A 12,469-nucleotide genomic window follows, 5' to 3' on the forward strand; every position below is an offset into this window, starting at 1 on the left:
GTGCTTTTGACAGAAATACAAGTCAAGTCCGGTTTCTTTGACCTCTCGGATGGGCGGCGTAGTTGATCGAGAAAATGCCTGGAGTAATTTCGCCATGTCTACATTGCTGACGCATGTGCTGTCATTACGCGCACCGATCCGTCAGCGTAAGTGTTGTTGGAGTGTTTTCTTGTGCTTCCCGGAAGGCAAGCAATCAAAGTTCGGAATACGCTTTTTTATTCCCGGCGGCAGCGCATTGCAGGCAGCGGGCGCCAAGACGCGTTTCTTGTTTGACTATGATCACTATTCAATGAATAAGTGCAAAAATATTTGAGGAAATGCCTGACAGGCCCTAGGAATAAACCGGTTTTGCACAAGAGGAAGTTAATCGCAAGAAAGATAAGAGGCCTTGTCATTTTGCGTTATCTCCTTTTTGCGATACGATAAAGTCCGCGCCGATTTGATTCTGCTTGCGGGCGCTGGGGCCGAGCCCCGAACAAATTCTGCTAAAACGGATGTGAGATTCATCATCAACCCGTTTTAGCCTACGCTGAACGGGTTTTTTTATTGACCATGACTGACACGAAAAAATACGGATTCACTACCACCATCCTGCACGGCGATCGTCAGAAGCCGATCGAGCATGGATCCTTGCACAAGCCGATTCATACTTCAGTGGCGTTCGGCTATCGCGATGCGCGCCAACTCGCGGAAGTATTCCAAGGAAAGCAACCTGGCTACCGCTACGGCCGTCAGGGCAATCCGACCGTCTCGGCGCTGGAGGAAAAGGTCACAAAAATGGAGCAGGGTCTGGCAACGATCTGCTTCTCGGCGGGTATGGCTGCCATCGCGGCACTTTCCCAAGCACTGCTGCGCGAGGGTGACCATGTGGTGTCTTCCTCGTTCTTGTTTGGCAACACCAACAGCTTGTGGCAAACCGTGAACGGGCAGGGTATCGACGTATCGATGGTCGATGCGACCGATGTGAAGAATGTCGAAGCCGCCTTGACGCCGGCGACCCGTATCGTGTTCGTCGAAACCATCGCCAACCCGCGCACCCAGATCGCCGACCTGAAGCGCATTGGCCAGCTATGCCGCGACCGCGGCATCGTGTATGTGGTCGATAACACGATGACCTCGCCCTATCTGTTCCGTCCGAGGATGGTCGGCGCCAGCCTGGTTGTCAATGCGCTGACCAAGTACATCGCCGGCCACGGCATAGCGCTCGGCGGCAGCTTGACCGACACGGGCCTGTACGACTGGACCAAATTTCCGAACATATTCGACAGCTACAAGCGCTACGCGCCGGCCCAATGGGGCATGGCCCAGATTCGCGCCAAGAGTCTGCGCGATTTTGGCGCCGCGCTCGGCCCCGAAGCTGCACACCACATCGCCGTTGGCGCCGAAACCATCGCGTTGCGAATGGAGCGGGAGTGCATCAATGCGCTCGCGCTTGCGCGCATGCTGGAGGCTGACGAGCGTGTGGCTGCCGTACATTATCCGGGCTTGGCTTCGCACCCGCAGCACAAGCTCGCCACCGATCTCTTCAGCGCGTACGGCAGCTTGTTCAGCTTTGAACTGAAGGACGGAATCGACTGCTTTGATTACCTGAATCGCCTGCGGCTGGGCATTCCCGCGAGCAACCTGGGCGACACCCGCACCCTCGTTATCCCGGTTTCGCATACGATTTTTTATGAGATGGGACCGGAACGACGTGCCAGTATGGGGATCGCGGAATCGCTCATCCGCGTTTCGGTCGGCATTGAGGATACCGCTGATCTGGTCGAGGACTTCAGGCAGGCGCTTGAGGGTTGAAAGGCGACAGCAAATCAAATTTCCCAATGAAAACAATTCACTACAGAAAGTGGATTGTGGCTAAAATACGCGAGTGAAATTCCCCTAGCAAGGAGCGCGTATGGCACGGCCGGAGAAGGTCCGCCTCGGTGAGATTTTGGTGCAGCAGAAGTTGCTTTCCGAGGAGCAACTTCAGTTTGCGCTAGGTGAGCAGAAGCGGACCGGGCGCAAACTCGGACGTGTCTTCGTTGAGAATGGCTTCGTGACCGAAGAGCAGATTTCCGGTGCGCTCGCCAGGCAGCTCAACATCCCCTACATCAATCTCAAGTTCTTCAACATCGATCCGGAAGTGGTACGCGCGCTTCCGGAGACGCAGGCCCGTCGCTTTCGTGCCATTGCGCTGGAGGGACGTGGCGGATCGATGCTGATCGGGATGGCCGATCCAACCGATCTTTTCGCCTATGACGAAATTTCGCGCACCGTAAAGCGGCCGATCGAACTCGCCGTGGTCAACGAAGGCGAACTGCTGCAAACGATTGACCGCATCTACCGCCGCACGGAAGAGATCACCGATTTCGCGCGCGAGCTGGAAGAGGACCTGGGCGACAGCTATGTCGATTTCGGCAATCTCGGCGGCGCGCCGGGAATCGAAGAGGCGCCGGTCGTCAAGTTGCTGCAGTCCGTGTTCGACGATGCCACGCAGGTGAGGGCGTCCGATATCCATATCGAACCGCAGGAAGGGCGCCTGCAGATCCGCTTCCGTATCGACGGCGTGCTGCATCTGCAGACCGAAGCGGACATCAAGATCGCCCAGGCACTCGCTTTGCGCCTGAAGCTCATGTCGGGGCTCGATATTTCCGAGAAGCGTCTGCCGCAGGATGGACGCTTTGCGATCAAGGTGAAACAGCAGCAGGTCGACGTCCGTATCTCGACCATGCCGACCCAATTCGGCGAATCGGTCGTCATGCGCTTGCTGAATCAAAGCGGCGGCATTCTCAAGCTCGACTCGATCGGCATGCCGCCATCCATGGTGAAGAAATTCCGCGCCATCCTGCAGCGTCCGAACGGCCTCGTACTCGTCACTGGTCCGACCGGCAGCGGCAAGACGACGACCCTTTACGGCGCGTTGGCTGAATTGAACAGCATGGAACGCAAGCTGATCACCGTCGAGGACCCGGTCGAATATCGCCTGCCGGGCGTCAATCAGGTGCAGATCAACGAAAAGATCGACCTCACCTTTGCCCGCGTACTGCGTTCCGCATTGCGTCAGGATCCGGACGTGGTGCTGGTCGGCGAAATGCGCGATCAGGAAACGGCGCAGATCGGCATGCGCGCCGCACTTACCGGCCACCTTGTGCTATCTACCCTGCATACCAACGATGCCGTCAGCACCCCGATTCGCTTGCTCGACATGGGCGTCCCGCGGTACATGGTTGCGACCTCCTTGCAAGCTGTGCTGGCGCAGCGGCTGGTTCGGGTGATTTGCGAAAGCTGTGCCGAGCCCTACACATTGAAACCGACCGAACAGGAATGGCTGAAGTCGGAGCTGGGCGATACGGTCAATGCCCGGAAATACCTGCACGGGCGCGGCTGCACCCACTGCAACGGTACAGGCTATCGCGGTCGTACCGGCGTGTATGAAATGCTCGAAATGTCCGAAGCCGTCGCGACCGCCGCCAATCATCATGACCCGGCCCACTTCATGAAGGTGGCGCAGGAGCAGATGGCTGGCCAGACCCTGCGGCGACACGGCGTCGCATTGGTGGTGGCGGGCAGGACTACGGTCAGCGAAGCCATGCGAATCAGCAACCAGTTCGATGATTAAGACTGTCCCCGCTAACCGCGCTCATAGGAGCTAACGTGCCGTTCTTTGCATACAAAGGCCGCAACGCCCGTGGTGAACTGCTGCAAGGTGTGCTCGAGAGCCCCGACAGCGGAGCGGTTGCGGACCAGCTCTTCAGCACCGGTGTCACGCCGGTGGAAATTGTCGTGACGAGCAAGCCCGTTTCCGGCCTCGCCGAAGGTTGGTGGACGAAGCTGACAGAACAGAAGATCCGGCCGATCGACGTCCAGCTCTTCAGTCGTCAGCTCTATACCTTGCTGAAAGCCGGCGTGCCGATCATGCGTGGCCTGGCCGGACTGCAGGAGTCTGCCATCAATAAATCCTTCGCGCGCGTCGTGAAGGATTTGCGCGAATCTCTGGACTCCGGCCGGGAATTATCGGCCGCAATGCGCCGTCATCCGGACGTGTTCTCCTCCTTCTTCTTGAGCATGGTCCGCGTCGGCGAAACGACCGGACGCCTGGAGGAAATCTTCCTCCGCTTGTTCGATCATCTGGAATTCGAAAGAGACATGCGGGAGCGCGTCAAGACCGCGTTGCGTTACCCGATGTTTGTGGTCATGGCAATGGTCGCCGCGATCGCCGTCATCAACCTGTTCGTCATTCCTGCATTCGCTAAGGTATATGCGGGCTTCAATGCCAAGCTGCCGCTCATGACGCAGCTGCTCATCAACGTCTCCAATTTCACGGTTCATTTCTGGCCGTTGCTGCTCGCCATGGCGGTCGCTGCGTTCGTCGCATTCAAAATGTATATCGCGACGCCAAAAGGCCGGTTCCAGTGGGACAAGCTCAAGCTGCGGTTTCCGATTATCGGCAAGATTATTCTGAAGGCGGCACTGGCGCGTTTCGCTCGCAGCTTCGCGCTCGCGAGCAAGAGCGGGGTGCCGATTGTGCAAGGGCTGAACGTCGTCGCGCAAACCGTGGATAACGTCTATATCTCAAGCCGCGTCGAACAGATGCGCGAAGGTGTGGAGCGTGGCGAAAGCATCTTGCGCACGGCAGTGACAACCGGCGTATTCACACCCGTGGTATTGCAGATGATTGCGGTCGGCGAGGAAACCGGTGAAATCGACGATCTCATGGACGAGATTGCCGCCATGTACGAGCGTGAAGTTGACTACGAACTCAAGACGCTGTCATCGCAGATCGAGCCGATCCTGATCGTCGGGCTGGGGATACTCGTGTTGATCCTTGCGCTAGGCGTGTTCCTGCCGATCTGGGATCTGGGCAAGGCAGCTTTGCAGAAATGACGGGATACGGGCGAACATGCGTGTATGCCAAACAGGGCGGCAATCATCTGCGGGTGTGCAGTCTGCCAGTCGCGTCCGCGAGAAGATCCGGCGGGTTTTCAATGCTGGAGCTGCTGTCGGTATTCATCCTGATTGGAATATTCGCCACCTTCCTCCTGGACCGGCTCACTTTTTATCAAGAGGCCGCCGAGAAGGCGAATGTCGAGTACACCATCGCCAACCTGCGGAGTGCCCTGCGAATCCAGATGGCGGTGTTGATTTCCCAAGGGCGCATGCGCGACTTTGCGCTGCTGGAGCAACAGAATCCAATGGACTGGCTGGAGTACAAGCCCGCGAACTACAGGCTGGTGTCGCGAGACTCCAGTCACGAACCCGGTTATTGGCAATTCAGCACCGACGATCGGACGCTGACTTACTGGCTGGCGTACGGAAATCATTTTCAAACTGATAAGCCGGAAGGCAAGCGTATTCGACTCCGTGTCCGCTTGATCCGTGATGCTTCCAGTCCGCAAGGCGAAACGGAAAGCCCGGTTTTGACCGTTCGCCTTGAACTGGTTGAGCCCTATACTTGGTTCAAATAATTCCATGTGGAAATTATTTGTTGCGCGGAACGTCAAAAGTCGTAAAGACGCCGCAAAAATTTAACGTGAAGTGTCTTTTTTTTTCCATGTGTCTATATAATTCCCGTTGACAATAGTGTTTCTGGATTGCACAACTAATCGAGCAGAATACATGCGAACGAGACAGACTGGTTTCACATTGATTGAACTGGTTGTGGTCATCAGCATTCTTGCGCTTCTGGCGGCGATTGCTCTACCAAGGTTCGCTGCTTTGCAGACCGAAGCGCGCATGGCCAAGATGAACGGCGCGCTAGGTTCGATCAAGGCGGCTGCGACGCTGGCGCATGCGCTGCAATTGGCACAGAATCTTGCGCCGGGATCTGCGGTGACGATGGAAGGGCCGACGGGGAATATCGCCATGGCATTAGGCTACCCGACGACGGACCTAGCATCGATCGGACGCGCGGCCGGCCTTGTTGATGATTCGAGTAACGCAATTCCGGGCTACTTGCCCGTGAAGACCAGTGCAACGGTGTTCACGGTCACGCCGGACTTGTCGCACTCGAACTGTTCGGTGACCTACACGGTCCCGGACGGAATAACGACGTTTGCACCCGCCTACAGCAACGCAAACATCACCACGGCAAATTGCCAATAGCCACACCATTCGATTTGTATAAAAGAAGTAAGTAAATCTTGTCCTGAGGAGGAAGGTATGAACAAGCAACAATCTGGTTTTACCCTGATCGAACTGGTCGTGGTAATTGTGATTCTCGGTATTTTGGCGGCGACGGCGTTGCCGAAGTTTGTTGATTTGAAGTCGGATGCAGAGGCGGCGGCGGTTAAGGGTGTTGCGGGTGCCGTTACGTCCGCGTTTGCGGTTAACTATGGCGCATACGCAGCGAATTCTGCGAAAGCAGTCGCAATTAGCGCGTCGGCCTTGGATGTGGCCGCTGCTGCTGGCAGCGTTATGGTCGGCGGCCTACCCAGCGGGTACAGCGTGAACCCGACTTCTGCGGCGTGTGGTACAGCTGGTGCAACAGTAGCGATCACAGTTTCATCTGGCTCGTCGAGTGCAACTGCAACCTTGATCTGCACTGGCTAATCCTTTCTTGTTTTCGACTCCGTGAGGCGCCTCGCATTCCCATGCGATGCGCCTCGTGCTTTTATGGAGATGGAGAACCGGGTTTTCCGGTTCTCGACTGACAGATCGATGTACGTTTTATCTTTGTTGGAAGTAGGTTATGGTCAAGGTACCGGGGCGGATTGACGAGATTTGCGACAAGCTTTCTGAAGAATTTCGGCGCAGTGTTCCGCTCCAGACCGATCGGGGCAAGCGAGGCAAGCGGCTGTCCGAGAGCGAGATCAAGGCCTCCTCGGAATTGGCGTTGAAGAAGTTCTATGAAACGGCCTATCAAGAACGGCAGAGTCATGGACTCGGGGTGATCGGACGTGCCCGCGTCGCGTTTGGTCTCCAGCAGCGGTTGTTGCAAGCCGGCTATCCCCCCCCGCTGGTAAAGCAAGTTCTTTTTGCCCTGCTGGCCACGGTTTTTGTCGGTGGTAAGCGCTAATTTTCATCAGACGAGACAGGCACGATGAAAAGTCCGGTATCCGTCTTTCCCCGGTTCGGTGGTGCACTGTGGTTATACACGGGCCGCTGGCTTGATCGTAAGGGACTGACGACTCTGGCCGAGTCCTGCTATAGAAACGGCGCCTCCGGATTCGGAAGAGCTGCGGCGGAAGCAGGATTTCAATTAAGCCAGCGTCTCATGGCCAGGGATCTCAGCGAGGAAGCGGTCAATGCCTGCCACGAGGCGCTTCGTGCGGATCCTGCGCATGCAAAGGCTTGGTGTGCCCTCGGTGCCGCACAACGACGCCTCGCAAGGATGGACGCCTCGCGCGAGGCTTACGAAAAAGCGGTCGAACTCGATCCGGATTATGCTCAGGCGTGGAGCAATCTGGGCGAATGGTGGCTGGTGAAGGGTGAAACTCATACTTCGCTGGAAAAGATCGAACGCGCGCTGAAAATTGAGCCGAGATTGCTGCAGGCATTGAACAATCGTGTTGCGGCCCTGTACGAACTGGGGAAGTTCCAAGATGCGGAGACTGCTGCGCGAGAGGCAATCGATTTGCATCCGAATGAGGCGGCGCTTTACGTCAATCTGGGCAACGTGCTGCACCATTCAGGGAAAAAGCACCCTGCTGTAAAGGCATTCCGTAAGGCGCTCGAATGTGACCCGAACTGCCCGGAAGCAAACCTTGCGCTTTCGGCTTTGCTGGGCGAGACCAAGCGCCTTGCAGAGACGTTGGCATACTTCGAACATGAAATTGCCGTCAAGGGTGAGAGCGTACAACGTCTCGCGTCGCTGGCAACGGCGCAGCAGGTCAAGGGTGACCTGCCCGAAGCGGAAGTGACGTGCCAGAAAGTGCTCAGGATGCAGCCTAACAATGTTTCGGCACTCATTACACTGGCCGCATGCCTGAATGTGAGAGGGGATCATCAAGGTGCAATTCGCCTGTATGAAAGGGCATTAGCCGTGAACCCGAACATGCCGATGATCTATTCGAACATTGCTTTTGACGCCACCTATCTGCCGTATCTCTCTGCTGATGATGTGTTTGCCTACCATCGCGAATGGGCTGATCTCTTCGAAGAACCCTGCGTGGCGAAGGCCTTCAGTTACGAACAATCCCGAGAGGCGGACCGTCCATTGAGAATAGGTTATGTGTCCGGAGATTTCGGCCTGCATCCTGTGGGTTTCCTGCTCAGGGATGTAATGCGTAACCATGACCGGCAGCAGTTTGCGATTTATTGCTATTCCATGATGCGCGCCGATGATGACATCACAGAGGCAATTCGATCCAACGCTGATGAATGGATCGATGCGCTGCTGATGAGCGACGACGAATTGGCGGTGCAGATACATCAGGACCGGATTGACATCCTGGTGGACCTTTCCGGCCATACCGCCTACAACCGCTTGCTCGCATTCGTGCGCAGACCTGCGCCGGTCCAGGCGACCTGGATCGGCTACTTCCATTCGACCGGGTTGAAGAACATCGATTACTTCATCACCGATCCGGTAACGACCCCCGCCAATGCCGGACAGCTGTTTTCCGAGACGCCGGTGTGGCTGCCGCACTCCCGTTTTTGCTACTCGCCGCCTGAGTATGCGCCTGAAATCACGCCCACGCCGGTGCTGGACGTCGGCCATATCACATTCGGTTCATTCAATCGCGTCGAAAAGCTTGTTGATCCGGTGATCTCGGCCTGGATCAAGATTCTTGAAGCAGTTCCGGGCAGCAGGCTGCTGCTGAAGGCCGGCGTGCTGGAGAATGAGGGCGTGCGCGATTCCCTGCGCCGTCGTTTTGTCGAACTGGGCCTGAAAGGCGACCGGCTGGAATTGCGCGGGCCATCGCAACATTCGGAAATGCTGGCGCAGTACGGCGAGGTTGATATTGCCCTCGACCCGTTTCCTTTTAATGGCGGCATGACGACGCTGGAGGCGCTCTGGATGGGAGTGCCGGTCGTAACGCTGGCCGGCAATAGCGTGGTCTCGCGGCAATCTGCCTCTGCGCTGACCAATATCGGCCTGACCGAACTCATCTTCGATGACATCGACATGTATGTTGACGGCGCGATCTCGCTGGCGGACAACATCGAACGTCTTTCCGGATTAAGGCAGCAGATCCGGCGGCGCATGGCAAACAGCCCGCTGTGCCAGTCGGAACAGTTCACTCACGACCTGGAAACGCTCTATCGTCGCATGTGGCACGCCTGGTTGCGCGGCGAGAGGCTGAGGACCGAGATCGTGCCGGGTACGCCGGTCGCAAAGAAAAAGGTTCTGCATGTCGGCTGCGGTGCTGCGAACAAGCGCTCGCTGCCCGCACATTTTCAAAATCACTGGCAGGAGATCCGTTTGGACATCGAACCGGGCGTCAATCCGGATGTCCTGGCCAGTATGCTTGACATGGCAGCGGTTGAGAGTGGCAGCGTGGATGCAGTCTACTCGTCCCACAATATCGAACACTTGTATCCACACGAAGTCGAGGCGGCGCTGAAGGAGTTCAGGCGTGTGCTGAAGCCAGACGGACTCTTGGTGCTGATCTGCACAGACCGGCAATCGGCGCGCGCGCTGGTCGCCAATGACAAACTCGAAGAGCCCGCCTATGTTGCTCTCGCCGGACCGATCGCATCGAGCGACATCCTGCACGGCCACCGGCCTGCGATGGCGACGGATAACCTCTTCATGGTACACAAGACTGGCTTTACCGCACGAAGCCTTGAACGAGCACTTCGCGAAAGCGGCTTTGAGACAGCGGTGGTGGAACGCGGGCCATCCCATGACCTGTGGGCGCTTGCCTATTCAGGGCCGGTGGAGGCGGAACGGATCGAGGGCGACAGGAAAGCCTGTTTTCCCGCATCGCTCAACCAATAAGCTGAGCAGGGGCAGTATTCCTGGGAGCCTGATTTGGTTTCCGTGGGGCATAATAGGATCGCTGTTGACTCCATGCTTGGTTATCGGCAGGCCAGCGGGTTCATTCCAAGCCGGTATCAGGTGCCACATCGGCATCGCCGCTGCCATTCCTTGGATATTATGAGACGTCGATCGCTGATGATACATACAAGAACAACCGGCTTCACGCTCGTCGAACTGATCAGTGTCATGATCATTGTCGGCATTCTTGCCGTGTTCGCGTTGCCGCGCTTTTTCGAACGGCAGACCTACGACGCGCGCCGCTTTTATGAAGAAACTGTTTCTATCCTGCGTTATGCGCAGAAAGCGGCGATCGCACAGCGGCGGCTGGTTTGCGTGTCGTTTCCGACCAATCATTCGGTACAGTTGAATATCGCATCGACCAATCCGGAGACTGTGGCCGGCGCCTGCGACAAGCCTTTGAGTGGCCCCCAGGGGACGCCTCCCTACACCGTGACGGCGGATGGCAGCGTGACATTTACGGGCACGCCGAACGCGTTCAATTTCGATGCACTGGGCAGACCCACATCCTCGCCGGGCACCATCCAGATCACCGGCGCGGCCAATTCCATCGCCGTCGAGGCGGAGACCGGTTATGTCCATTAACCCACCGCTTCGCCGCATGAACGGCCTCACGATGGTCGAGCTGATCATGTTCATCGTGGTCGTGAGCGTCGGCATCGCCGGCATCCTGATGGTGTTCAACGTCGCCGTGAAAGGCAGTGCCGATCCGATGCAGCGCAAGCAGGCCATCGCGATAGCCGAAGCATTGCTGACCGAGATCGAGCAGCATCCGTTCACCTATTGCGACCCGCAGGATGCGAATGTGTTGACGGCAACGGCCGGGAATCAGTGCGCGAACGATGAGGACAAGGGCGGCGCGGCGCTGATCGCTCCGACGCCGGCAGGCGAAACCCGTTACAGCCTGAGCACGCCATTCAACAATGTTGCCGACTACGGGGGTTTCACCAAGTCGAATATCGACGACATTAGCGGCAACAACGCCATGAGCGGCTACAGCGCGAGCGTCACCATTACGCGCGCCGGAAACGGCCTTCCGCAGTCGCCGTCGGCGGTGCCGGACGGTGCCGCGCTCAGGATTCAGGTCACGATTACATACAACAGCGGCAGGGATTCCGTCACCCTGACCGGCTACCGCCTGCGCTATGCGCCGAATTCTGCAGGATGACGCCATGCCGATAAGATACTCCTGCAGAAATCGCGGTTTTACGCTCGTGGAGGCGGTTATAGTCATCGTCCTCACCGGCGTAATCGGCGCGATCGTCGCAGTGTTCATCAGGGCGCCGGTGCAGGCCTATTTCGATACGGTGCGGCGCGCCGAGTTGACCGATATTGCCGATACCGCTGTGCGTCGCATGGCGCGCGACATCCAGGCGGCGTTGCCGAACAGCGTGCGCGTGGATGCGACGAGCAGCTTCCTTGAATTCCTGCCTATCAAGACAGCTGGGCGCTACCGGGCCGCCGTCACGGATACGGGAACGGGGAATCCGCTCGACTTTGACCTGTCCACTCCTGACAGCAGCTTCAATGTGCTGGGACCGAATGTGGACGTTCAGAATGGCGACCAGATTGTCATCTACAACCTCGGTATCCCGGGGGCGGATGGCTCGGATGCGTACCAAGGAACCAGCCGCCGTGCCGCATCCGCACCGTTCGGCAGCGTCAGCAGCATTTCTTTCAGCCCCGCCGGCACGGAGTTCCCTTTCGCCTCGCCCGGGAGCCGCTTCCAGGTGATCAGCACGCCAGTCAGCTATGTCTGCCAGCCCGATAGCAGCAACCCCGCCAACGGCGTCTTGTATCGCTATTCCGGTTATGCGATCCAGACAAGTCAGCCTGTCACGGTTGCGGCGCTGGATGGCTACGCCAATCACGTAAGGGCGACGCTGGCGACGAATGTCTCGGCTTGCTGGATGACCTACACTACCGTCGCGCAGCAGCATCTGGGCCTGGTATCGATTTATCTTGCCTTGACCAAGGATGGAGAAACCGTGCAGCTGCGCTATCAGGTCAACGTGGATAACACGCCATGAAGACGCACATGTACGGTCTCTCAATACTGCGCAGGACCCGAGCGCAAGCAGTGATGTCCTTCCGGCAGCGCGGCTTTACGCTCGTCTCGGCCATCTTCTTGCTGGTGGCTCTGGCGGCGTTGGGAGCGGCAATCGTCAGCGTTTCGACGACCCAGCAACAGACTTCCGCCCAGGATTTGCAAGGGTCGCGCGCGTACCATGCGGCGCGCGCCGGGGTCGAGTGGGGTGTGTACCAGGTGATGGATCCGGATAACGCGACTTATAGCCTGCCGGCCTGTTTCGGCAACACCGCGATAAACCTGGAAGGCTTCGCCGTCGCGGTCAGCTGCACGAGCCAAACCTTTACCGAAGCGGCCACCCCGGTTCACACGATTGTGGTTTATCAACTGACGTCGACAGCAAGTGGCGGCGGGGCAGTAGGCGATGTCAATCGTGTCGAGCGGCAGATCAGGGTTTTGGTGAGCAAGTGCGGCGCCACGGTTGGCCCAACGGTTGTGCCCTGCTAATAACGGATGAG

Annotated in this window: 13 protein-coding genes; all 13 read left to right on the top strand. The window is 57.6% G+C overall.

From position 1 onward, the window contains the following. Positions 1–94: 94 nt before the first annotated feature. The 13 genes from E6W33_RS14890 (at position 95) to E6W33_RS14950 (ending at position 12,458) form a co-directional block, all read left to right on the top strand. Positions 95–313, top strand: a complete 219-nt coding sequence (locus E6W33_RS14890; RefSeq protein WP_136418108.1) for a hypothetical protein — start codon at positions 95–97, stop codon at positions 311–313. Positions 314–552: 239 nt separating this feature from the next. Further along, positions 553–1,794, top strand: a complete 1,242-nt coding sequence (locus E6W33_RS14895) for a cystathionine gamma-synthase family protein (RefSeq protein WP_136418109.1) — start codon at positions 553–555, stop codon at positions 1,792–1,794. A 100-nt stretch (positions 1,795–1,894) separates the two neighbouring features. Beyond that, on the top strand, positions 1,895–3,598 hold the full coding sequence (locus tag E6W33_RS14900) for a GspE/PulE family protein (protein ID WP_136418110.1): 1,704 nt from the start codon (positions 1,895–1,897) through the stop codon (positions 3,596–3,598). 35 nt (positions 3,599–3,633) lie between these two features. Then, positions 3,634–4,863: a type II secretion system F family protein gene (locus E6W33_RS14905; RefSeq protein WP_136418111.1), complete on the top strand. Its 1,230-nt coding sequence runs from the start codon at positions 3,634–3,636 to the stop codon at positions 4,861–4,863. A gap of 101 nt (positions 4,864–4,964) precedes the next feature. Next, a complete protein-coding gene (locus E6W33_RS14910; protein ID WP_136418112.1) occupies positions 4,965–5,444 on the top strand; it encodes a hypothetical protein in 480 nt (159 codons plus the stop codon). Between the two features lie 151 nt (positions 5,445–5,595). After that, a complete protein-coding gene (locus E6W33_RS27855; RefSeq protein WP_136418113.1) occupies positions 5,596–6,081 on the top strand; it encodes a prepilin-type N-terminal cleavage/methylation domain-containing protein in 486 nt (161 codons plus the stop codon). A gap of 57 nt (positions 6,082–6,138) precedes the next feature. Further along, positions 6,139–6,528, top strand: a complete 390-nt coding sequence (locus E6W33_RS27860) for a type II secretion system protein (protein ID WP_136418114.1) — start codon at positions 6,139–6,141, stop codon at positions 6,526–6,528. A 139-nt stretch (positions 6,529–6,667) separates the two neighbouring features. Continuing rightward, a complete protein-coding gene (locus E6W33_RS14925; RefSeq protein ID WP_136418115.1) occupies positions 6,668–6,994 on the top strand; it encodes a hypothetical protein in 327 nt (108 codons plus the stop codon). A 198-nt stretch (positions 6,995–7,192) separates the two neighbouring features. Then, on the top strand, positions 7,193–9,862 hold the full coding sequence (locus E6W33_RS14930) for a tetratricopeptide repeat protein (protein WP_168798658.1): 2,670 nt from the start codon (positions 7,193–7,195) through the stop codon (positions 9,860–9,862). Positions 9,863–10,039: 177 nt separating this feature from the next. After that, positions 10,040–10,507 carry a GspH/FimT family pseudopilin gene (locus E6W33_RS14935; RefSeq protein WP_136418117.1) on the top strand — a complete coding sequence of 156 codons (468 nt, stop codon included), beginning with the start codon at positions 10,040–10,042 and terminating at the stop codon, positions 10,505–10,507. Then, positions 10,497–11,090 (top strand): type II secretion system protein, encoded by a 594-nt coding sequence (locus E6W33_RS14940; RefSeq protein WP_136418118.1) that lies wholly within the window; start codon positions 10,497–10,499, stop codon positions 11,088–11,090. Before E6W33_RS14935 ends, E6W33_RS14940 begins: the two co-directional genes overlap by 11 nt. Before the next feature lie 4 nt (positions 11,091–11,094). Further along, positions 11,095–11,952 (top strand): type II secretion system protein, encoded by an 858-nt coding sequence (locus E6W33_RS14945; protein ID WP_136418119.1) that lies wholly within the window; start codon positions 11,095–11,097, stop codon positions 11,950–11,952. Further along, positions 11,949–12,458: a hypothetical protein gene (locus tag E6W33_RS14950; RefSeq protein ID WP_247869655.1), complete on the top strand. Its 510-nt coding sequence runs from the start codon at positions 11,949–11,951 to the stop codon at positions 12,456–12,458. The genes E6W33_RS14945 and E6W33_RS14950 overlap by 4 nt, the downstream gene beginning before the upstream one ends. The last annotated feature ends 11 nt before the right edge of the window (positions 12,459–12,469 follow it).

It is taken from the genome of Herbaspirillum sp. ST 5-3, assembly GCF_004804275.1.
GTDB lineage: Bacteria > Pseudomonadota > Gammaproteobacteria > Burkholderiales > Burkholderiaceae_D > Noviherbaspirillum.